At 70.4% G+C, this 20653-nt stretch carries 17 protein-coding genes and 1 tRNA gene; 6 read left to right on the forward strand and 12 right to left on the reverse strand.

The window, feature by feature from the left end; translation table 11 throughout:
• Positions 1 to 31 precede the first annotated feature (31 nt).
• The 5 genes from AB0I81_RS37345 to AB0I81_RS37365 all read left to right on the forward strand — a co-directional run bounded on the left by AB0I81_RS37345 (position 32) and on the right by AB0I81_RS37365 (position 3855).
• Positions 32 to 661 (forward strand): histidine phosphatase family protein, encoded by a 630-nt coding sequence (locus AB0I81_RS37345; protein WP_360666938.1) that lies wholly within the window; start codon positions 32 to 34, stop codon positions 659 to 661.
• A gap of 412 nt (positions 662 to 1073) precedes the next feature.
• Positions 1074 to 1391: a LysR family transcriptional regulator gene (locus AB0I81_RS37350; RefSeq protein ID WP_360666941.1), complete on the forward strand. Its 318-nt coding sequence runs from the start codon at positions 1074 to 1076 to the stop codon at positions 1389 to 1391.
• 271 nt (positions 1392 to 1662) lie between these two features.
• Positions 1663 to 2610, forward strand: a complete 948-nt coding sequence (locus AB0I81_RS37355) for an MBL fold metallo-hydrolase (RefSeq protein ID WP_360666944.1) — start codon at positions 1663 to 1665, stop codon at positions 2608 to 2610.
• A 10-nt stretch (positions 2611 to 2620) separates the two neighbouring features.
• The gene (locus tag AB0I81_RS37360; protein WP_360666947.1) at positions 2621 to 3550 is read left to right on the forward strand and encodes a fumarylacetoacetate hydrolase family protein; all 930 of its coding nucleotides are present in this window, start codon (positions 2621 to 2623) and stop codon (positions 3548 to 3550) included.
• Between the two features lie 232 nt (positions 3551 to 3782).
• Positions 3783 to 3855, forward strand: a tRNA-Ala gene (locus tag AB0I81_RS37365).
• Positions 3856 to 3930: 75 nt separating this feature from the next.
• Here AB0I81_RS37365 and AB0I81_RS37370 read toward each other — a convergent pair.
• The 4 genes from AB0I81_RS37370 to AB0I81_RS37385 form a co-directional block, all read right to left on the reverse strand.
• The gene (locus AB0I81_RS37370) at positions 3931 to 5010 is read right to left on the reverse strand and encodes a glycosyltransferase family 2 protein (RefSeq protein WP_360666950.1); all 1080 of its coding nucleotides are present in this window, start codon (positions 5008 to 5010) and stop codon (positions 3931 to 3933) included.
• A gap of 794 nt (positions 5011 to 5804) precedes the next feature.
• A complete protein-coding gene (locus AB0I81_RS37375; RefSeq protein WP_360666953.1) occupies positions 5805 to 9455 on the reverse strand; it encodes a S8 family serine peptidase in 3651 nt (1216 codons plus the stop codon).
• Between the two features lie 426 nt (positions 9456 to 9881).
• On the reverse strand, positions 9882 to 10742 hold the full coding sequence (locus tag AB0I81_RS37380; protein ID WP_360666956.1) for a hypothetical protein: 861 nt from the start codon (positions 10740 to 10742) through the stop codon (positions 9882 to 9884).
• Between the two features lie 71 nt (positions 10743 to 10813).
• Positions 10814 to 11788 carry a YafY family protein gene (locus AB0I81_RS37385; RefSeq protein ID WP_360666959.1) on the reverse strand — a complete coding sequence of 325 codons (975 nt, stop codon included), beginning with the start codon at positions 11786 to 11788 and terminating at the stop codon, positions 10814 to 10816.
• A gap of 46 nt (positions 11789 to 11834) precedes the next feature.
• On the opposite strand from AB0I81_RS37385, the gene AB0I81_RS37390 reads away from it, so the two are divergent.
• Positions 11835 to 12287: a hypothetical protein gene (locus AB0I81_RS37390; RefSeq protein WP_360666961.1), complete on the forward strand. Its 453-nt coding sequence runs from the start codon at positions 11835 to 11837 to the stop codon at positions 12285 to 12287.
• Here AB0I81_RS37390 and AB0I81_RS37395 read toward each other — a convergent pair.
• The 8 genes from AB0I81_RS37395 to AB0I81_RS37430 form a co-directional block, all read right to left on the reverse strand.
• Positions 12274 to 12591, reverse strand: coding sequence for a hypothetical protein (locus AB0I81_RS37395; RefSeq protein WP_360666963.1), 318 nt, complete (start codon positions 12589 to 12591; stop codon positions 12274 to 12276). The two genes, AB0I81_RS37390 and AB0I81_RS37395, sit on opposite strands and share 14 nt — an antisense overlap.
• A gap of 73 nt (positions 12592 to 12664) precedes the next feature.
• Complete coding sequence (locus tag AB0I81_RS37400; RefSeq protein ID WP_360666966.1) at positions 12665 to 13135, reverse strand: hypothetical protein; 471 nt, start codon at positions 13133 to 13135, stop codon at positions 12665 to 12667.
• A gap of 38 nt (positions 13136 to 13173) precedes the next feature.
• Positions 13174 to 14970 carry a Na+/H+ antiporter NhaA gene (nhaA, locus tag AB0I81_RS37405; RefSeq protein WP_360666968.1) on the reverse strand — a complete coding sequence of 599 codons (1797 nt, stop codon included), beginning with the start codon at positions 14968 to 14970 and terminating at the stop codon, positions 13174 to 13176.
• Positions 14971 to 15021: 51 nt separating this feature from the next.
• Positions 15022 to 15726, reverse strand: coding sequence for a GAP family protein (locus AB0I81_RS37410; protein WP_360666971.1), 705 nt, complete (start codon positions 15724 to 15726; stop codon positions 15022 to 15024).
• An 81-nt stretch (positions 15727 to 15807) separates the two neighbouring features.
• On the reverse strand, positions 15808 to 17178 hold the full coding sequence (locus tag AB0I81_RS37415; protein ID WP_360666974.1) for a Dyp-type peroxidase: 1371 nt from the start codon (positions 17176 to 17178) through the stop codon (positions 15808 to 15810).
• Positions 17179 to 17332: 154 nt separating this feature from the next.
• The gene (locus tag AB0I81_RS37420) at positions 17333 to 18361 is read right to left on the reverse strand and encodes a lytic polysaccharide monooxygenase (protein ID WP_360666977.1); all 1029 of its coding nucleotides are present in this window, start codon (positions 18359 to 18361) and stop codon (positions 17333 to 17335) included.
• A 41-nt stretch (positions 18362 to 18402) separates the two neighbouring features.
• Entirely contained in the window at positions 18403 to 19725 is a 1323-nt protein-coding gene (locus AB0I81_RS37425; protein WP_360666980.1) for a HAMP domain-containing sensor histidine kinase, read from the reverse strand.
• Positions 19722 to 20399, reverse strand: a complete 678-nt coding sequence (locus tag AB0I81_RS37430; RefSeq protein WP_360666983.1) for a response regulator transcription factor — start codon at positions 20397 to 20399, stop codon at positions 19722 to 19724. Before AB0I81_RS37430 ends, AB0I81_RS37425 begins: the two co-directional genes overlap by 4 nt.
• Positions 20400 to 20653: the final 254 nt, after the last annotated feature.

The raw sequence follows: 20653 nt of genomic DNA on the forward strand, positions 1-20653 counted from the left end.
TCCGTACACCCTATGCCGGTGAGGAATCGGTATGAGCAGGCGGATCGTGTGTCTGCGTCACGGGCAGACACTCTGGAACGTTGAGCAGCGCTTCCAGGGACACTCCGACATCCCTCTCGACGAGACCGGCGTCGCGCAGGCCGCGCGGGCGGCCTCACTCCTGGCCTCGTTGCGGCCCACCCTGATCGTCTCCTCCGACCTGCAGCGGGCCAACGACACCGCGCTGGCGCTGGGGCGCGTGGCCGGGCTCGACGTGGCGGTGGACAAGGACTTCCGCGAGCGCGGCGGCGGGCAGTGGGAAGGTCTCACGCGCGAGGAGATCGCCGCCCAGTGGCCCGAGGAGTACGCGGCCTGGGAAGCGCCGGACGGCGAACCCGTCACCGACGTCGCCGCCAGGGTGGCGACCGCGATGCGCCGGTGGGCGGGACGGCTCGACGATGACGGACTGCTCGTCGTGGCCTCCCATGGAGCGGCGCTGCGGCTGGGCATCTGCGAGATGCTCGGGTTGCCTGAGCAGTTGTGGCCGGCGATCGGTGGGCTTGGCAACTGTTCCTGGTCGGTGCTGCAGGAAGGGCGTAGGGGGTGGCGGCTGCTTGAACACAACGCCGGCACTCTGCCCGAGCCCGTACACAGCGACGACAAGCCCGAGGCCGAAGCCTAGGGGTCCGGTTTTCGGGTCGTACGGCTCGGGGGGCCGTACGGCTGACTCGGATGCCGTACGACCGGTTCGGATGCTGTACGGCTGACTCGGATGCCGTATGACCGGCTTGGGGGCGTACGGCACGGGTTGGCTTGGGGGCGTACGGCCGGTCTGTGGGCGCACGGTCGGTTTGGGGGCGCACGGTCGGTTTGGGGGGCGCACGGTCGGTTTGGGGGGCGCACGGTCGGTTTGGGGGGCGCACGGTCGGCTTTCCCGGGGACGAGTTCCACCTCGGCGGCGGCCAGCACCCGGGCCAGGAGCGTACGACTGACATACACGACATACGGCGGGCGATCTCGGACGAATAAACCCCGACAGACACCGCAGCGGCCTGGGGCGGCAGGCCGGCTGACGTCGGGGGAGGGTTCGTCGAATGGAGATTCGCTCATTGCGCTATGCGGTCACGCTGGCCGAGGAGTTGCACTTCGGGCGGGCCGCGCAGCGGCATTTCATCGCGGCTCAGCCGTTCGGGAGACACATCCAGCGGCTGGAGCGGGAGGTCGGGCGGCGGTTGTTCGAGCGTACGAGCCGTAAGGTCGTACTCACGCCGGCGGGGGAACGGCTGGTGGCCGAGGCACGGCGAGTGCTGGCGGCGGTGGACGGGCTGGCAGAGGTGGCGCGGTCGTCCGACACGGCCGGCTTGTGTCGCGTACCGGCGGACGGGCCAGCGGAGGGCACGGCCGGTTTGTGACGCGCGGCGGTCGACGATGGGTCGACGGAGCTTGCGCGGCCTGGCTCGTGATGCGCGGCGGTCGACGGATCGGCGGGTCGGCGGAGGTTGCGCGGCCTGGCTCGTGATGCGCGGCGGTCGACGGATTGGCGGGTCGGCGGAGGTTGCGCGGCCTGGCTCGTGACGCGCGGCGGAGGGCGGGGCGGTGGGGTGGCGCGGGTGGTCTGTGACGCGGGTTCATAACCTTTCCCGCTGATGATGCCCAGGCCAGCGGCGTGGTGAAGTCGTTCACATGGGACAACAACGCTACGTCAACACCAGGCTGGAGGCATCGGCCCTGTACGAGGTCGTGCCGGAGGTGTACGCGTGGGTGCAGCCCGACGGCACCTGGTGGGTCAACAACGCCGGCGCGGTGACGGGGGCCGACGGCACGATCGTCATCGACACCTGCGCCACTGAGGAACGTACCCGCAGGTTTTTACGGGCGCTGGCCGCGGCCACCGGGGACGCCCCCATCAGGGCCGCGCTGAACACGCATCAGCACGGCGACCACACCTACGGCAACAGCCTGCTGCCCGAGCAGACGGTGATCGTCGGGCATGAGAGCGTGCGCGCCGCGGTGCTGGCCGACTTCGTCATCGACGGGTGCCCGCCGTTCTGGTCGCCGGTGCCCGATTGGGGCGCGGTCACGCGGCGGCCACCGTCGCTCGTGTTCCGCACGCAACTGGCGCTCTACAGCGGCGGGCGGCGGATCGACCTCATGCATCCGGGCCATCCCGCGCACACGAGGGGTGACGTGGTCGCCTGGCTGCCGGAGGAGCGCGTGCTGTTCACCGGGGACCTGCTCTTTCACGGGCTCACGCCACTGGTGCTGATGGGGTCGCTCGACGGCGCGCTGCGGTCGCTGGACTGGCTGGCCGGCTTCGGCGCCGACCACGTCGTACCCGGGCACGGGCCACTGGCCGACGCGGGCGCGCTGCCGGGCATCCTGGCCGACCACGAGCGCTACTACCGGTTCGTGGCCGACACCGCCCGCGCGGGGCTGCAGCGGGAACTGAGCCCACTGGACGCGGCCCGGCGCGCCGACCTGCGGGACTTCGAGGGCTGGCGGGACGCTGAGCGGATCGTGCTCAACCTCCACCGGGCCTACGCCGACGCGGCCGGCACCGACGTGGACCTGCTGGCCGCCTTCTCAGACGCAGTGGAGTGGAACCGCGGCCCGTTCCCAACGGCTGTCTGAGGAGGTTGCGATGAGATTCGTCACCTATGCGGCGAGCGAGGGGGATCGGGCCGGGCTGCTGGTCTCGCAGGAGGTGTACGCCCTGCCGCCGGGGGTGCGGCTGGTCGATCTGCTTGACGACCTGCGGGGTGCTGGTGAGGCCGCGCTGCGCGACCCCGCCGAGGTCGTGCCGCTCGAAGCCGTACGGCTGCGCGCGCCCATCCCTGACCCGCCAACCGTCCGGGACTTCATGACCTTCGAGCAGCACGTCGAAGGCGTGGCCAAGTTGATGGGCGCGCAGGTGCCCGCGCAGTGGTACGAGGCGCCAGCCTTCTACTTCACCAACCCCTACGCCGTGCGCGGGCCGTACGATGACGTGCCCGTGCCGCCAGGGTGCGAGGTGTTCGACTTCGAGCTGGAGGTCGCGGCCGTGGTCGGGCGGTCCGGGCGGGACCTGAGCGTCGAGGAGGCGGCAGGGCACATCGCGGGATACGTGCTCATGAACGACTGGTCGGCCCGTGATCTCCAGCTCGCCGAGATGGAGGTGCGGCTCGGGCCGGTGAAGGGCAAGGACACCGCCACGACGCTCGGGCCCGTGCTGGTCACGCCGGACGAGTTGGAGCCCTACCGCGCGGGTAATGCCTTCGACCTGCCGATGACCGCCGCCGTCAACGGGCTCACCGTGGGTGGGGATCGGTGGAGCAACATGTCTTTCTCCTATCCGCAGATGCTCGCCTACGCGTCCCGGGGGACCGAGGTGCGGGCCGGGGATGTGCTCGGGTCGGGGACGTGTGGGGGTGGGTGCCTGGCTGAGTTGTGGGGTCGGCTGGGATTGGAGGCACACGCGCCGCTCTCGGCCGGCGACACGGTCACGCTCACGGTGGAACGGCTCGGGGTGCAACGCTGCCGGGTCGTGGAGGGGGTCGAACCGGTCGGGGATCTGCGGGCTGCGCGTCATTGATGGCTGAGTTGGCTGCGGGTCTGCGGGTTGCGTGTGGTTGAGGGCTGTTCTGGTCGGGGGTCTACGGGAGGCTGCTCGTAGGTTGAGGGCCTGTTTGGGTTGGGGTCTGTGGGCTGCGCGTGGTTAAGGGCTGGACGGTTGGGGGTTGCGGGGTGGGTGCGATTAGGTGAATGGGCGCGGATGGCTATATGCTCTCGGAGCGCCGTAACGGGTGGACTCGGAGCGGTGACCAGGGGCTATGGCGCAGTTGGTAGCGCGCCTCCATGGCATGGAGGAGGTCTGGGGTTCGAATCCCCATAGCTCCACCCTTGTGTGTTTGTTGTTTGTGGCGGTGGCCGGGATTCCGGCCACCGTTTCTTTTTTGCGGCGGCTCGACGTGGTCAGCGGCCCTTTTCGTAGGTGACCAGGCCCCGGGACAGGCGTAGGGGAACCAGGATGAGTTCGACCAGCAGGGCTTTCCAGGCGTAATAGAGGTTGACGGCCTTGTTCAGGTAGACGAATGGAAGGTTGAACAGGACCTGGATGATGGGGATGTGGCGGCGTCTGGCTGCGTAGAGGAGGGCGGGGACGGTCAGGAGCAGTTCGCCGCCCACCCACCAGGCCATCGTGAGGGGGATCGGCGCGTTCACGGCCAGGAGCAGTGGGGTCGCCCACCACAGTGGGGCCAGGAGGATCTCCAGGAGGGCCAGGAGGATCCAGGTGGCCAGCATGGGCTTGCGGGTGAGCAGGCGGGGGAGGTGGAGGCGGACGTTCTGCATGAAGCCCGCCATCCAGCGCCATACCTGTTTGCGTAGGTAGGTGAGGGTTTCCGGGTCGGCGGCCCAGGCCACGGCGTCGGAGACGTAGACCGCCCGGTGGCCTTCGAGTTGCTGGCTCCAGGTGAAGTCCATGTCCTCGACGATGGTGCGTTCCGGGAAGCCGCCGAACTTGGTCAGGGGCTCGCGCCTGAACATCGAGCAGCAGCCGGAGCAGACCATCGGGCTGTTGGCCAGTTGCTGGATCGGGCGGTGCCAGTGGAAGCCGAAGAGGTACTCGGTGGACCTGCCTCGTTCCCATGGGGTGCGGGTGAAGCGGGTCTGTACGTTGCCGGCGGCCACGTTGACGGACGGGTCGGCGAAGGCCGGCTTGAGGCGTTCGATGTAGTCGGGGGCCAGGACTGTGTCGGCGTCCACGGCCAGGATCAGGTCGGTGTCGCAGTGGGGGAGTGCGTGGTTCTGGGCCTTGGCCTTGCTGCCGAGGTTGCTTGGTGGGCGCAGGACGGTGACGCCGTATGAGGCGGCCACCTCGCCGGTGCGGTCCGTTGAGCCGTCGTCCACCACGATGATCTTTTCCGGGGGGACTGATTGGGCCTTGATGGAGCGGAGGGTGGCGGGCAGGCCGAATTCCTCGTTGTGGGCGGGGATGATGACGGTGACCGTTGAAGGTGTCGGTGATGCTGGTGTGGGTGGGGGCTGGGTCACTTGGGTCGCCTCTTCAGCTTGTGGGCGATCAGGGTGACCAGGCCGACTGTGGCGTAGACGATCAGGCTGAAACCGAGGGTGGGCGGGCCTCCGGGCATCCTCTGTGGCTCCTTGGTCGGGTGCGGGTGTGGCTATGAGGATGCTCCGCGAGGGTGCAGCGGCGGGGGCCCGAATCGGGTTCTGGGGATGGGGGAGAAGGTGTCTGGGTTGTTCTGTGGATAGGGAGGTCCGAGGGAGTGTGAGCTGTCCGCCGCGCAACTCGGCGAGCGCCGCGTCCAGCCGTCGCCGGTAGGTCGCGACAGGGGTCATCGCCTCATCGGTACGGGTGCAGGCGTCCAGTGCGCCTCGCCCGTCAGCTTGGGCGGTTGGGGAGATAGGAGCCTCAGCGGCTCATGTGCCACCTTGGGCGGCCGGAGGGACTTCAGGCTCAGCGGCTCATGTGCCACCTTGGCCGGAGGGGGACTACAGGCTCACGGCTTGCATGTCGGCGTAGATGGTGGAGGGCTACGGCTGGGCGGCCTGCGTGCCGGCGTAGATGGCCGAGATCTACGGTCGTAGCGGCTTGCATGCTGGCGATGGTGGCGGAGGGCTACGGCCTCGGTGGCTTGCGTGCCGACGTGGATGGTGGAGGTCGAGGGGGTACAGCGTTGGCGGCTCGCCTGCTGGCGTAGGTAGTGGGGGAGTGGGGTTTCAGTGGCTCGCCTGCCGATGCAGGGGATCGACGGAGTGGAGGCTTGGTGGCTTGCTTGGCGGTGTGGGTGGCCGAGGTGGGGAGGGCCTCGGCCACCCGCCGGCTAGCTCAGGGCGTACGCACGGTCGATGGTTTGCGTTACTGAGCCGCCTGTTCGGTCGGTGGCGGTGAGTCGCAATGACACGTAGCCGCTGGTTTCGGCCAAGGGCGGGTGTGTCAGTTTGACTCGGAAGTGGCCGTTGTTGCGGTTGGTGATCCGTGTTGCCGGGTGCCAGGTTGTGCCGTCGTTTACTGAGTACTCCACCTTGACTCGATTCGCCTCAGGTGCCCGGTGTGCGGCGGAATGTGAGGTGGCCTGGAGGTCGAAAGTGAATGGTTTGCCGGCCGGTGCGCGGTTCAGGAGGTCGAGGGGTAAGTCGTAGGCGAACTGGAGGGCCGGCTGGAACGTGCAGGAAGGGGCGAATGTGCAGCTGTAGCCCTTGGGGGTGGTTGAGGGGGGTGGGGTGGAGGTGAAGGAGGTGGTTGTGGTGATCTTTCGGGAAAGGTCGCGGCCGGTTGTGTCCAGGGCTTCCAGGCGGTAGGGGCCGGTTGTGGGCGGCACTGTGAAGGATCGGGGGCGTCGGCCCTGGGGTGGGAGCTCCTGGTCACCGACGAACAATTTCGGCGCCGATGTCAGTGGGCTCAGGTTGCTGTAGTGGCGGGGGTTGGAGTCGCGCCACTGCTCGGCCGGTACGAACCGATCCCCGTCCCGGCACAACGCGCACGGCAGCGCGACCGGATACCCGGCCGGCACGTCGGCGGCCCCCGGCACCAGCGGCGCCTTGAACCACTGCTCCGACAGCCGCCGGTCGTGTCGCGTGAACCGGTCGTCGGAACGCAGGTCCAGGCCCGCGTTCGTGATCGTCCGGGACCACACCACGTCGTCGGAGGTCGGGCCGAAGTACTCGGTGCGGGACGCGGGCATCGGCATCGATCTGCCGTAGGTCATCCGGCCCGGCTCCTCGCCGGTCGTTGACTCGCCGTACTCCCAGCCGCTGGTGTCCGGTTTGTCGGCGTGGTAGGCGGCGTTGACGCGTACGAGCCGGTCCATGTCCACCTTCGCCGGCCGGGCGGGCACCCGTCCGCGCGAGTCGAGGCGCAGGCGGTAGACCACGTCAGGGCCCGAGTACGGCTCCAGTCGCAGCGACAACGCCCCTCGCTCAAGTGCGGAGCGCAGCGCCCGGCCCTCGGCGGCGGTCAGGCCAAGTCGCTGGAAGGCCGATGAGCCGCCCGCGGGCACCCGCGCCCGGCCGCCGTCCGTGTCGAGGTAGGCGAGGATGCCGGCGGCGCCGGCGCGGGCCGCGTTCCGGCCGGCGTCGTCCATGTTCGCGGCCGCGACCACGTACGGCCGGTCGGTTCCCTCGACGGGGATTCCGGCCAGTGCGATCTTGCCGGTGACGTCCACGGCCTCGAAGTCCTCGGGCCGTCCCCGGCCCACGTACACGATGGGCAGCGTCGTGGTGGAGGCCAGGTTGCGCATGGAGTCCATGCCGTAGGCGGGACGCAGCTTCAGCCTGCCCGCCGTGGCGGAGGACAGGACCGGGGGCTCCAGATCCCATTGGTGGGAGAGCCGCACCTTGCCGGTCTTCACCGAGGACACGGGTGTGACGTAGAGCTCGTGGCCGCCGCCCACCGCGCCGCCGAAGATCGAGACGGGGAGCGTGCGGTCGGTGAACGTGCGCACGTAGAACGCGTCGCCCTCGCCGTCGGCCGCCTTCGGCAGGTCCGGTCTGATCTTGACGGTCTTGCGGGCGTCCAGAGTGACTGTTTCGTCCCCGTCGAGGGTGACGGTTTCGATCACCCAGCTGTTGCGGTTCGTGAGCGGGGTCTCGGGGACGATGGCGATCACCTCGTAGTCCCCGGCCGGCAGGTAGAACTCGCCGACGCCCGCGTAGTCGGTGCGCAGGTAGTAGTAGCCGTAGGGGTTGAACGGGTCCTCGGGGCTGTTCGGCCGCTTCAGCGGGATCGCGTACACGATGGGCTCGGCCTGGTAGCCAGGGAAGAATTCCTTGGTCCCGTACGAGTTGACCAGCGAGACGCCGAGGCGATGCGTGGCCGGGCCGGTGTAGTAGCTGAACGGTGTCACGACGCGCGATCCGCCGGCCTCGGCCGTCACCCAGCCGCCGTACGCGCCGATCTCCCCGGCCGACGGGTTCACGGCCAGGTCCACGGTGGCGGTGCCATGAGCGGGGACCGTCACGCTGCGCGCGCCGAGCTTGATCGCGTCGGCGGGGGCCGGTCGGCCGCTCCAGCCACGGGTCAGGAGGGAGAGGGAGAGGGTGACCGGTTCCGCGCCGGTGTTGCGGTAGGTGACCTGCCGCGTCGCCGGCTCCTTCAGCAGGCGGAAGTCCACGGCCGAGGTGGCGAACACGCTTTGTGTGACGGCGCGGGCCACGTCCACGCGGCCGCTGCCCTGCTCGTACCAGTTGTGCCCGTCATTGCGTACGGCGGTCGAGGTCAGCGCGTCACGCAGTTCGCCCGCCCGCCACTCGGGGTGCTGCTGGGCCAGGATCGCCGCGGCGCCGGCCACGTGGGGGGTCGCCATGGAGGTGCCGTCGAAGGCCGTGTACTTGTCGTTGCCGGGAATGCCGGACAGGGACGATTCAGCCGAGCGGGCGGCGACGATGTTCACGCCGGGGGCGACGATGTTCGGCTTGACCGCGGCGTCGTCCAGCCGCGGTCCTCTGCTGGAGAAGTCCGCCAGCTCCGTGCCCGTGATCTTGTCCACCGCGCCCACGGCCAGGGCCTCGTCGGCCGCCGCGGGCACGCCCACGCCGAGCGTCTGCCCCTCGTTGCCCGCCGCCGCCACGAAGAGCGTCCCGTGTTTCCTGCTCAGCTCGTTCAGTGCCAGGCTCATCGGGTCGGTGCCGTTGCCGCAGCAACTGCCCAGGCTCAGGTTCACCACATCGGCGCCCTGCGCGGCGGCCCACTCCATACCGGCGATGGCCCACGACCACTCGCCGTCGCCGCGGTCGTTGAGCACCTTGCCGACCAGCAGCGACGCTGCCGGAGCCACGCCCCTGTACGTCTCGCCCGCGCCGGCGATCGTCGAGGCGACATGGGTGCCGTGCCCCCGCCTGTCGGCGATGCCGGCCGCGTCGGAGAAGTTCTCGGTGGCCAGGATGCGGCCGGCGAAGTCCGGATGGGCGGCGTCGATGCCGGTGTCGAGGACGGCGACCTTGACGCCCCTGCCGTCGTACCCCTTCTCCCAGCCCGCCGGCGCGCCGATGAGCGGCACGCTCTTGTCGAGCGAGGCGCGCGTCTTGCGGTCCAGCCAGATCTTCGCGATGCCGCTGGCCGAGCGCCCGGTGGCGGCGCGGTCGGTACGCAGCCCCGCCCAGAACGTCTTCGCCTGCCCGGCGCGCACGGTCATCGCGGCACCGTTGACGCTGTCGAGCACGCGGACGCCCTCGCCGGCGGGCAGCGCCCCGGCCGACCTGGACAGCGTGGCGGGGGCCGGGTCGCCCGCGTAGGTGATCAGCAGCGGGATCGCCTCGGCGCGCTGGTCGTCGGCCAGGGTCACGACGTCGAACAGTTCCTCGTCGAGCGTGCCGTCCGCGACCATGGCGGCGGCGTCCGAGGGCAGGACGAGGTAGCCGCCGTCCTTGCCGGGCAGCGTGGCGAAGGTGACGTCCGCGCCGTCGGGCCTGGGGGCCTTCCTGATGGCGATGGAGGGGACACCGGCGCCGTCCTTGCCTGGGGCGTAGTCGACCACGTCACCGGTGATGAGGGTGAGGGAGGTGGTTGCGGCCCCACTTGGCGGCTGGGCGTCGGGAGTGGGGGTGGTGGTGCTGGGTGGAGGGCTCTGCGCCGGTTCGGTGGCCGCGGATGCCGCCTGAGCGGGCGGCGCTTGAGCGGATGTCGCCTGAGCGGGTGCCCCCTGAGCGGGCGCCCCGGGAGCGGGTGCCCCCTGAGCGGGTGCCCCGGGAGCGGGTGCCCCCTGGGTGGGTGCCGCCTGGGTTGGGGGCGCGGTGATGCCGGCGGCGGCGATCACGAGGATGAAGCCGGATAAGGCCGTGGTCAGCCTGGAGCGTAACGGGAACACAAGTTGCCTTTCGGTCGGGATGAAACGCGCTTCGGGAGCGCTCCCAATTTTCCGATAAGGGTTATGTCCCGCCGGTGATCAAGCTAATCGCCGTCTTCAGCTACCGGCGTTCGCGGCTTCGGTCAGGTCCCGCCACCAGCGTTCGCGGTGCGTGGCGCGCAGCAGGCGGTTGTGCAGGCGGTGCAGGACCTTGACGTTGTGCGTGTTCACCGCCACCTCCTCCGCCCCCGCCAGATGGCGCAGCGGCCGGCCGTGGCAGGCCGAGCAGCCGCACGTACCCTCCCCGAGCCGCTCGACCGGCACGAACTCCAGCCGTTCCGGCACGAACGCGCTGCGCGCCCCGCCTCTGCGCCACCCGCCCCGCACCTCGTGCGGCTCCGGGTAGAGGTGCCGCAGCACTTCGCGGACGCCGATCGCGGCCCACTCCGCCCCGTGCGCCAGCGCCGCCAGCGCGGCGACCCCCGCCGAGAGCAGGGGCAATGCGACCGGCCGGTACGGTGGCCCGTCCTCAACCACCAGAGCCACCGGCCCCCCGTAGTCGGTCACCGTACGCAGCAGCGAACCCCGGTCCTCGCCGACCCATCGCGCGTGCACGGGCAGCACCGCGATCGCGTCGGCCCAGCGGATGGCCTGTTCGAGAATGGTGTGCAGGGATTCGTGGTCCCCTTCACCGACATATCCGGAATCGGTGAGGGGGGCCGTCGCGCCCGCCTCCACCTGGTCCGCGATCCAGTCGGCCGACAGCCGCGCCGTCCCCCGTACGCGGGCCGATCCGGCGTACCGGCGACGATCGGCCAGCAGCGGACCGTCATAGCCGCCCCTGCGCAGCATGCGGATCGCGTCGTGCCCGGCGGGGCCGGTGAAGACCAGGCCGGAGCCGGGATGCCCGGCCAGCGCCACCGCGTCGTAGACGTCCCTGACGCTGACCTGGACCAGCAGGCGCTCGTGGAGGTCCATTGCCCCGAAATATCCCCATAAACGACGCGGGGGAGTCCTCAGGCGGGGAGCGGCGCTGGAACCCGGCGTCGTCAGGCGCGGTAGCGCTCGGCCAGTTCGTACGCCGTCACGGCCATCCGTTCCCGTAACCCGGCGGGCGACAACACCTCCACATCCGTGCCCAGCCGCAGAAACTCCCCCACCGCGTGCTCGATCGACTCGATCGGCACCGTTACCCGCGTCCAGCCCTCCTCATCCGGCCCCTGCGCGCTCTGCCTCGCCGCCGTCACCACCCCGGGCGTCATGAGGTCGGCCAGCCGCTCCACCCCGCGCGGCGACAGCCGCACCACCGCCTCGCCCCACCGCAGCCTCGCCTCGAACTCGGCCAGGTACGCGGCCCAGTAACCGGCCAGATCGAACCCCTCCGGCCGGGCGAACCCCTCCTCCACCGGCCGCAGGTCGAGGATCTGCGAGACCCGGTAGGTCCGTACGTCCTGGCCGGCCCGCGCGACCAGATACCACCGCCCGGCCTTCACGACCAGCCCGTACGGCTCCAGCAGCCGCTCCACCTCCTGCGGCGCCTTCCACCGCCGGTACCTGACCCGCACCCGCCGCTCGTTCCAGACGGCGTCGGCCACGGCGGGCAGGTGGGCGAGGGGCTCCTGGTCGCGGTACCAGGTGGGCGCGTCGAGCAGGAACCGTTCCTGGATGCGGCCCGCCCGGTCCCGCAGCTCGACCGGGAGCGCGGCCTTCAGCTTGAGCTGCGCGGCCGCCACCACCGCGCCCAGCCCCAGCTCGGCCGCCGGTCCCGGCAGCCCGGCCAGGAACAGGGACTCGGCCTCGTCGGCCGTCAGACCGGTGAGCCGGGTGCGGTAGCCGTCGAGCAGCCGGTAGCCGCCGCGCGGTCCCGCGTCGCCGTACAGGGGGATGCCGGCGGCGTGCAGGGACTCGACGTCGCGGTAGATGGTGCGTACCGAGACCTCCAGACGCCCGGCCAACTCGTGCGCGGTCATCCGGCCGCGCGTCTGCAACAACAACAGAATCGAGACCAGGCGGGAGGCACGCACAATCACTGACACTACCTGTCAGTGACCCGGGCATACCTTCGCCTGCATGAACGACTTCGACTTTTTCGCGGGCCGCTGGGACGTCACCAACCGCCGGCTCGTCAAGCCCCTGTCGGGAAGCTCCGAATGGGAGGAGTTCCCCGGCCGTACCGTCGCCACCCGGCACTTCGACGGCGCGGCCAGCTTCGACGAGATCGAGTTCCCGACGAAGGGCTTCAACGGGCTGACGCTGCGCGTGTACAACCAGGAGACCCGGCAGTGGTCCATCTACTGGGCCAGCAGCGCCAGGGGCACGCTCGACGCCTCGCCCATGGTGGGCGCGTTCGAGGGGGACAGGGGCGAGTTCCACGGCGAGGAGGACCACGAGGGCGGGCGGGTGCGCTGCCGGTTCCTCTGGACGGTCATCGACCCCGGCACCGCCCGCTGGGAGCAGGCGTTCTCCGACGACGACGGGCGGACCTGGGAGACGAACTGGACGATGGACTTCAGGCGAGCGTGACCGTCACGGGCGGCAGCGCCCGGACGTCGGCGTCGGCGTTGGCCGCCCAGAGGATCGCGACCACGGCCACGGCGCCGATGAGCAGCACCAGCCCGCCCGCCACGATCACCCACCACCAGCCGGAGCGCGCCGGCTTGGCCTCGTAGACCGGTACGTCGGGGAGCATGTCGGGGGTGTAGGGCAGGCGCTGGGTGCCCGGCGCGTCCGGTGGGCCCTGGTTGGGCAGGTCGGTGGGGTGGGGGAAGCGGTGCCTGATCGTCTGGTTCTGATCCGGCTCCTGCGGGCCGGGCTGTTCTCGCGTCATGAGTCCCTCAGGCGCGCTGCGGAATGTCGGTTATGACGACATTGTCACACGTGTCGTAGCGGGGCAGGAGGGCTCAGCCCTGGGGCCCGCCGAAGGGGGGCTGCGGCGGCTGCTGCCAGCCGGGGGGCTGCTGCTGGTACGGCGGCTGCTGCGGGCCCTGCTGCCACTGCTGGCCGGGGCCGGGTTGCGGCTGCCAGCCGCCCCCGACCGGCTGCTGCGGGTTCCTGCGGGCGATCACCGCGAAGATCAGCAGTCCCGTGCCGGTCGCCTGGATCAGCATGGTCACGATGTTGATGACCGCGAGCACCGTCTGGATCCTCATCGGACCCAGGGTTCCCACGAGTGCGGGAAAGCCGAACACCAGGAAGGCGGAGACCCCCACCCCGAGCAGGAGCACCACGCAGCCCACGATGCCCATCACCGCCGCCCGGCCGTGTTCCTGCCGGCGCGACACCATCAGGGCGGCGCCGCCCACCAGCAGGACGGTCATGACGATCAGGTTGAGGATGCCGATGATGGAGCCGAACGTGAATGACGATGACATCAGGTGCATCTCCAGGGGTCAGAGGCGATTCGACGACGTTACGCGGACTGACGTAGTTCTTCCACCGCACGGGTGATCGAGTCCAGATCATGGCCGCCTTCGTACCGCACGCCGTTCAGGAACAGGGCGGGCGTGCCGCGTACGCCGCTGTCGTGGCCGGACTCCTCGTCCACCGCGATTCTCGCGACGTGCCCGGCCACATCCGACCAGGGTTCGACGTCCAGTTCGGCGGCGTAGTGCTCCAGGTCGGCGTCGGTGAGGAAGCGCTGGTTGTCGTAGAGGATGTCGTGCATCTCCCAGAACCTGCCCCGGTCGGCGGCGGCCTCGGCGACGATCGCGGACGCGGCCGCCCGGGGGTGCAGCGAGCGCAGCGGGTAGTGCCGGAACACCAGGCGCACGTCGGGGTTCTTGCGGCGGATCTCCTCCAGGATCGGGTGCAGCCGGCCGCAGTACGGGCACTCGAAGTCGCCGTACTCGACGATCGTGATGGGGGCGTCGGCGGGGCCGCGCACGTGGTCGGCAGGGCCGACCGGGACGGCCAGCGTGCTGGGCAGGTTCTCGGCGGGTTCGGCGTCGGGCGGCGCGCACACCCCGCCCCGGTCCCAGGCCAGCTTGAAGATCACCCATCCCAGCACGGCGGACAACAACGAGCCCGCCAGGATCCCGATCTTGGCCTGGTCGTGCAGGGCGTGGTCCTCGAAGGCCAGTTCCACGATGAACAGCGACACTGTGAACCCGATCCCCGACACCGCCGCCCCGCCCAGCAACTGCCCCCACACCAGGTTCCCCGGCAGGATCCCCCAGCCGAACCGCAGCGGCAGCCAGGTGCCCACCGCGATCCCCACGAACTTGCCGGCCACCAGCCCCAGCGCCACGCCGATGGCGATGGGCGAGGTGGCGGCGGCCCGCAGGGTCTCGGCGTCGAGGCGCACCCCCGCGTTGGCCAGCGCGAAGATGGGCACGATCACGTAGCTGCTCCACGGGTGCAGCCGCAGTTGCAGCCGCTCGTTGACCGAGACGGCCCGCTGCACCCGCCGGGTGGCCTCCCTGGCGGCCTGCGCGCTGGGCTCGCTGGTGAACTCCTGTACGGCCTCGCCGGCCAGCAGCAGTTTGTGGTCGGTGGGCGCGTACACGAAGACGAGCACCCCGAGCGCGATACCCACGAGCGTCGGGTGGATGCCGCTCTCCAGCGTGGCCACCCACAGCGCGAACCCCAGCACGATGTACGCCGGCGCCCGCCAGATCTTCAGCCACCGCAGCGTCATGATGGCCGCCAGCAGCAGCGCGGCGGTGAGCAGGGCGGGATAGGACAGCGCGGCGGTGTAGAAGAGCGCGATGATCATGATCGCGAGCACGTCGTCCACGATGGCCAGCGTCAGCAGGAACGCCCGCAGCGGATCGGGACAGCGCGCCCCCACGACGGCGAGCACGCCCAGCACGAAGGCGGTGTCGGTGGCGATCGGCACGCCCCACCCGACCGCTCCCGGGCCGCCCCAGTTGAGCAGCAGATACAGGCCGGCCGGCACGAGCATCCCGCCGAGCGCCGCCACGGCGGGCACGGCGATCAGCCGCCGGTCGCGCAGTTGCCCGAGCCGCACCTCGTAGGAGACCTCTAGCCCGATGAGGAAGAAGAAGACGGCCATGAGGCCGTCGTTGACCCAGTGACGCAGGTCCAGCGAGAAGTGGGCGTCCCCGAAGGAGATCCCGGTCTGGATGTGCCAGAACGACTCGTAGGTGTCGGCCCAGGGCGAGTTCGCCCACAACAACGCCGTGATGGTGGCGACGAGCAGCACGCTCGTGCTGCCCGCCTCCGTCCTCAGAAAAGCCCGCAACATCTAGATCTCCCCCCGGAGATCTGATATTAGGGCCCTTCGCCGTGCCGGGGGTCAGGTGGTGTCGATCACGATGTTCAGCAGGCCCAGGCGCGTCGCCGCGTCCCTGGCCAGCAGGAAGCCGACGATCGCGATGCCCCAGCTCACCATCGACGCCGAGTTCTTGGTCATCCAGGCCCGCAGCCGCTCCAGCTTCGACTCCAGCCGCTCCCCGGCCAGCGCGCGCACCCCGATGAGCACCAGCACCGGCAGGATCATGACCAGCACGTACGCCGCCAGCAGCGGCAGCCACTGCGCCATCGGCAGTCCGCTGGTCGTCATGATGCCGATCGCGGCCAGGTAGGGCACCATCGTGGCCACTTCCAGCCCGGCCGCGGTCAGCCCCAGCAGCACCATCGTGCGCGGCCCGCCCACCTTCGGCTCGAACGTGCGCTGCGGCAGCCCCCGCTTGGCCCGCCACTTGGGGTCGAACCGCCAGCTCAGCGCGAACAGCCCCACGCCCAGGGCGAGCTGCACGAACAGCGCGGGCCGGCTCTCCAGGGCCTCGCCGAACGCGTTCATCACCGCGCTCAGTCCCAGCATGAGCGCGACCCCGACCAGGAAGTAGAAGCCGGTCACGGTGGCCAGGTAGATCGCCAGGCGGGTGCCCCGTGACCGGTCCAGAGCCAGCATCAGATACACGGGGATACCCAGGGTGCCGAAGTTGGTGCTGTCGACCAGGGCCAACCCCGCGAGGGTCAGCAGCAGCGCGATCGTCATACGGAAAATGATGTCGGAGGCGGGCAGTTGCCCGCCTCCTCCGCCGGATCGAACCCGGCGTACATCCTTATGCGCACGCTCCTACAGGTTGCGCAGGTAGGCCAGGGACGGGGCGAAGAAGTACTCCCCGCCCATCATCGTGACCGTCTGCGCCACCTGGGCCTGGGGTTCGGACTTCGCCGGCTCGCCCCACACCTTCGGGAAGGTGACCTTGATGTCGCGCTCACCCTGCCCGATGACCGGATCGTGGCCGGTCCCCGGAACCTGGAAGTCCGGGTTGTTGGACCAGCTCTGCTGCGTGAACTCGAACTGGTCGAGCAGGCTGCTGTTGAACGCCATGAACAGCAGCCCGACCTCGCCGCTCGGCCGGTCCTCAGGCGGGGAGTCGTCCCACGGCTCGTCGGTGCGCTCGCCGTAGGTCTGCCCCCGCCTGGCCATGAGCACCTCGCGGCCGAACGAGCGCGGATTGGTCTTCCTGACGTGCCCGGCGAAGGGGCACTTGGAGCCGTCGTCCGCGTCGAAGTTGAAATCGTTGCTCACCGGCCCGCCGCCGGCCCTGCGCTTGAGCGTCAGAGGCGTGCCGTCCTTGAACCGGCCGACGAGCATGGCGCCCGCCCGCGCGCGGTCGGCGCCCTCCAGGCCCAGACCGTCGGCCAGGTCGCGTTCGATCTCCTTGAAGGCCCGCACGTTCTGCTCCAGCTTTCTGAAGACCAGGTAGCTGCCGTGGTGGCGGACCGGGTTCGGCGCGAACGGGTCGGGAACCAGCACGTTGCCCAGCGGGAAGGCCGGGTCCCAGTGCTCCTTCGGCTCCCTGTCCACCTCGTCCTTCAGGAACAGCGGCTGGCTGCGGCCGTCCACATAGCCGAAGTGCTCGATGCCGTCGCCGGCCGGGTTGTGCATGCCCTGACCGCGCTCCTCGCCGAGCAGCCTGGCGCTCTCCGGCAGGTCACCGAGGATCTCATCACGCAACTCGGCCACCGGCGCGGGATCAGCGTCGCCGATCAGGATGACGGCGTGGATCTCCCGCTGGTAGGCGCGGTCCCACGCGTCCACCGCCGGGTCGCCCACGATCGCGACCCGCCGCTTCATGCCGTCGCGGAAGGCCGGGTCGCCGAACTTGCGCACGTCCTCGACCGAGTGGCCGAGGTCGCGGTAGCCGGCCTTGCTGATGCCGATGCCCACGTACGGCGTCCCGCGGCGGCGGCCGGCGGCGAAGTCGCGCACCTCCTGCAGATGCTTGCGCGCCGACTTCATCTTCGTGGTCGCGATGCGCCGCAGGAACGCCTTGCCCTCGGCCACATCGTTGAACCGGACGAACAGCACGGACAGATGGTCACGGACGTGCGCCCGCAGGATGTTCGGCTGGAGATTGTCGAGCATCGCCTTGGTGTCCGCGTCGAGCGTGGCCGAATCCCAGGCCAGGGGTTGTTCGTTTTGCAGGTTGACAGGCATTGCCGTGTCCCTTTCCCCGTTTCCCGATGAAAATCGGGCCCCCTGGCGCGCCGCGGGAGTTATCACGGATCCCCCATATTGCAACGCGCCCCATCTGTACGACTCTTGGGCGGGCCGAATAGTTTCCAGGAAAGGGACAGGACAGATTTCCCGATCAGTTCACGGTGACCGTGGTGCGCGCGATGCCGCCATTCTTGCAGCGTACGGTCACCGCGTGCGTTCCGGCCTTTGCCGCCTTCATGTTCGGCGACCACGTGGCGACGGCGGCGGCGGGCACGTTGCGGGCCTTGGCGAAGGCGGCGGAGGTCACGTCACGGACCTGGGAGCCGCCGCAGGCGACCGTCACCTTCACCGGCTCGCCCACGGCGGCCTTCGCGGGGGAGACGCCGACGCCCGCGTTGATGGCGGCCAGGGCGCCACCGGCCGGGGGCGGGGTGGAGGTGGGCTTCGGCGTGGCAGTGCCGGGGGCCGAGCCGGTGCCGGTCGGGGTGGGCTTCGGGGTCGCGGTCGGGGTGCCGGTCGGCGTGGTCGCGGGGGAGGGGTTGCTCTGCCCGAAGACCACGTCCGAGCAGGAGTAGAACGCCTCGGGGCTGTCGCTGCGCTGCCAGACCGCGTAAATCAGGTGGCGGCCCTGCCGCGACGGGAGCTTGGCCGCCATCGTGTAGTAGCCGTCGGCCACGGTCGGGTTCGTGACGGTGTGGAAGGGCTTGGTCTCCAGGTCCGACCACTTCAGCGGCTTGGCCGGGTCGTAGCCGTCCTTGGTGATGTACAACTCGAACGAGCCCTTGTGCGGCGCGGTCGCGCGGTACTTGAAGGTGTGCGCGGCCCCACTGCTCATCGTGGTCGCCGGCCAGTCGGCGCGGGCCTGGTCGAAGCCGCGGTACTTGTCGCGGCCTGCGCTGCACAACTTCCCGTCGGGGATGATCTCGCGGTGCCGGCCGGCGGCGTCGGCGATGTTGACCTCGTTCCAGTCGTACAGGGGCTGGGTGCCGCCGATCGCCACGGCCTGCTTGCACGCGGCCGTCTTCGGGCTCTCCGGACCCTCGCTGTAGCAGACCATCAAGCGGCTGGGCGGGTTGCTCATCGTGCCGTGCGCGTAGGCCGCGCCGGGGGCCACGGCGAGCACGAGCAGGGTGGGGGCGGCCAGGGTGGTGGCGACAAGCGCCTTGCGGTTGATCTGCATGCAGAACACATTGGGCCACCCGAAAAGCCGAAATATCGCGCTTAAGTGTCCTTTAAGGCTGACTTAGAGAGGTTTTCAGTATTAATCGGGTCGGTAGGGACCCGCAGCCAGACCTGCACCTGAGCCCCGCCCAGCGACGAACGGTCCAGCCGCAGCGCCCCGCCCGTCGACTCGGCCAGCCGCCGCGCGATGTCCAGCCCCAGCCCGGTGGACCCGCTCCCGCTGGCCCCCCGCTCCAGCGCCGCCTCCGGATCACCGATGCCCGGCCCCGCGTCCGCGACCAGGATGCCCACCACGTCCCTGCCCTCGTGCAGGGTGACGCTGAACGCCGTCCCCTCCTCCGTGTGCCGGAACACGTTGCCGAGCAGCGCGTCCAGCACCGCCGTCAGCTCCCCCGCCGGTACGGGCGCCCGCACCGGCAGCCCCGCCCCGACGAGCTGCCACGGCCGCCCCTGGTCCTCCGCCAGCGCCGACCAGAACGCCAGCCGCTCGCGCAGCACCCCGGCCGCGTCGCACGACGCGCGGGCCGCACGGGAAGGCCGCCGGGCCGCCGAGATGATCGAGGTTACCTCGCCCTCCAGCCGCGCCAGCGCCTGCCTGCTGGGCTCCGCCTGCGGGCCGAGCTGGTCCAGGCTGAGCTTGAGCGCGGTCAGCGGCGTGCGCAGCCGGTGCGACAGGTCGGCCGCCAGCTCCCGTTCGGCCGCCAGGAGCTGGGTGACCCGGTTGGCCATGGAGTTGAACGCGGTCGCCGCCGCCTGGAGCTCGGGCGGGCCTTCGGGGTAGATGCGCTCGCGCAGGTCGCCTGAGCCGAGTGCGGTGGCGGCCGTGCCGAGGCGGCGCGCGGCGCGTACGACCCGGGCCCCGAGCCGGTCGCCGACCAGCACCGAGCCGATCACCAGCACCACGGCGACCCCGGTCAGCACCGCCCAGGAGGAGAACACGCCCCGGTTGAGGTCGCCGGCGGGCACGAACACCTCGATCACCGCGCCCCGGTCGCCGTCCAGCGCCACGGGGCGCAGCAGCACGTACCCGCCGTCCAGCTCGACCGTGCTCGCCCTGGTCTGCTCGGCGGCCCCGGACACCTCGGCGGCCGGGGCGCGCGAGGTGCCCACCGTCGCGCCGCCGCCGACGTGCACGGCCAGCAGGCCCCGCCGCCCCGCCTCGGTACGCGCCATCGCGTGCCCCAGGTCCTCGCTCCCGGTCGTCACCGCCAGCACCGGCACCAGCGCCGACGCCTGCCGCTCCGCGCCGGCCACGGCCCTGCTCTGCGCGGTCTCCTTGACGATCAGCGCGAGCGGCACGAGGAAGGCCAGCGCGACCATCGAGGTGACGGCGACCATCAGCACCGCCAGGGTCCTCCTCATCGCGGCGCTGACAACATGAACCCGACGCCGCGCACGGTGTGCAGGTAGCGGGGCCGCGAAGCGCTCTCGCCGAGCTTGCGGCGCAACCACGACAGGTGCACGTCGATGGTCTGGTCGTCGCCGTAGGCCAGCCGCCAGACCTCCGCCAGCAGCTCCTTGCGGGGCACGACCCGGTCGGCGCGGGCGGCGAGGTAGGCCAGCAGGTCGAACTCGCGCCTGGTCAGCGAGAGCGGCCCGCCGTCCAGGGCGGCCTCGCGCCGGTCCACGTCCACGACCAGGCCGCCCACCCGCAGCGTACGGGGCTCCGGCGCGGACCTGGCCCGGCGCAGCACGGCGTCCAGCCGGGCGCTGAGATGCTCGCCGGAGAACGGTTTGACCAGGTAGTCGTCGGCGCCGGCGCGCAGCAGCCTGACGATCTCGGCCTCGTCGTCGCGGGCGGTGGCCACGATGACCGGCACGTCGGAGATGCCGCGCACCATGCGCAGCGCCTCGGAGCCGTCCAGGTCCGGCAGGCCGAGGTCGAGGATGACGGCGTCGGGAGGTGACTGGGAGATCTCCCTGAGCGCGTCGAGGGCGCAGCCGGCGCTGCGGACCGCGTGCTCCCGCCGGCCGAGCTCGTGAATGATCGCCGATCTGACGAATTCATCGTCTTCGACTACGAGGACCGTCGCCATGGGGCACCACCGTACATAATGCCTCTCATGCGTCGAGCCCTGAGATATGCCGCGATCTGGTGCGGAGCCACTGCGATCGCCGTGTCCGTCTCGTGGTTCGGCGTGCGTGGCGTGCTGCGTAACGAGTTCGTGGACGATGTGAACGTACAGCCGTTTCTCGCCCAGACGATCTCGGAGCACAAATCCGAGACTCCCGCCCCGCGCCGCACTCCACCACAAACGCCGAAAAATACGAAATCTCCGACTCCACGCCC

Source organism: Nonomuraea sp. NPDC050404, assembly GCF_040655495.1.
Classification (GTDB): domain Bacteria; phylum Actinomycetota; class Actinomycetes; order Streptosporangiales; family Streptosporangiaceae; genus Nonomuraea.

Coding starts and splice junctions, on each gene's coding strand:
- AB0I81_RS37345 (WP_360666938.1), top strand. CDS start 32: ATGAGCAGGCGGATCGTGTGTCTGCGTCACGGGCAGACACTCTGGAAC.
- AB0I81_RS37350 (WP_360666941.1), top strand. CDS start 1,074: ATGGAGATTCGCTCATTGCGCTATGCGGTCACGCTGGCCGAGGAGTTG.
- AB0I81_RS37355 (WP_360666944.1), top strand. CDS start 1,663: ATGGGACAACAACGCTACGTCAACACCAGGCTGGAGGCATCGGCCCTG.
- AB0I81_RS37360 (WP_360666947.1), top strand. CDS start 2,621: ATGAGATTCGTCACCTATGCGGCGAGCGAGGGGGATCGGGCCGGGCTG.
- AB0I81_RS37380 (WP_360666956.1), bottom strand. CDS start 10,742: ATGGACCTCCACGAGCGCCTGCTGGTCCAGGTCAGCGTCAGGGACGTC.
- AB0I81_RS37390 (WP_360666961.1), top strand. CDS start 11,835: ATGAACGACTTCGACTTTTTCGCGGGCCGCTGGGACGTCACCAACCGC.
- AB0I81_RS37395 (WP_360666963.1), bottom strand. CDS start 12,591: ATGACGCGAGAACAGCCCGGCCCGCAGGAGCCGGATCAGAACCAGACG.
- AB0I81_RS37400 (WP_360666966.1), bottom strand. CDS start 13,135: ATGTCATCGTCATTCACGTTCGGCTCCATCATCGGCATCCTCAACCTG.
- nhaA (WP_360666968.1), bottom strand. CDS start 14,970: ATGTTGCGGGCTTTTCTGAGGACGGAGGCGGGCAGCACGAGCGTGCTG.
- AB0I81_RS37410 (WP_360666971.1), bottom strand. CDS start 15,726: ATGACGATCGCGCTGCTGCTGACCCTCGCGGGGTTGGCCCTGGTCGAC.
- AB0I81_RS37415 (WP_360666974.1), bottom strand. CDS start 17,178: ATGCCTGTCAACCTGCAAAACGAACAACCCCTGGCCTGGGATTCGGCC.
- AB0I81_RS37420 (WP_360666977.1), bottom strand. CDS start 18,361: ATGCAGATCAACCGCAAGGCGCTTGTCGCCACCACCCTGGCCGCCCCC.
- AB0I81_RS37425 (WP_360666980.1), bottom strand. CDS start 19,725: ATGAGGAGGACCCTGGCGGTGCTGATGGTCGCCGTCACCTCGATGGTC.
- AB0I81_RS37430 (WP_360666983.1), bottom strand. CDS start 20,399: ATGGCGACGGTCCTCGTAGTCGAAGACGATGAATTCGTCAGATCGGCG.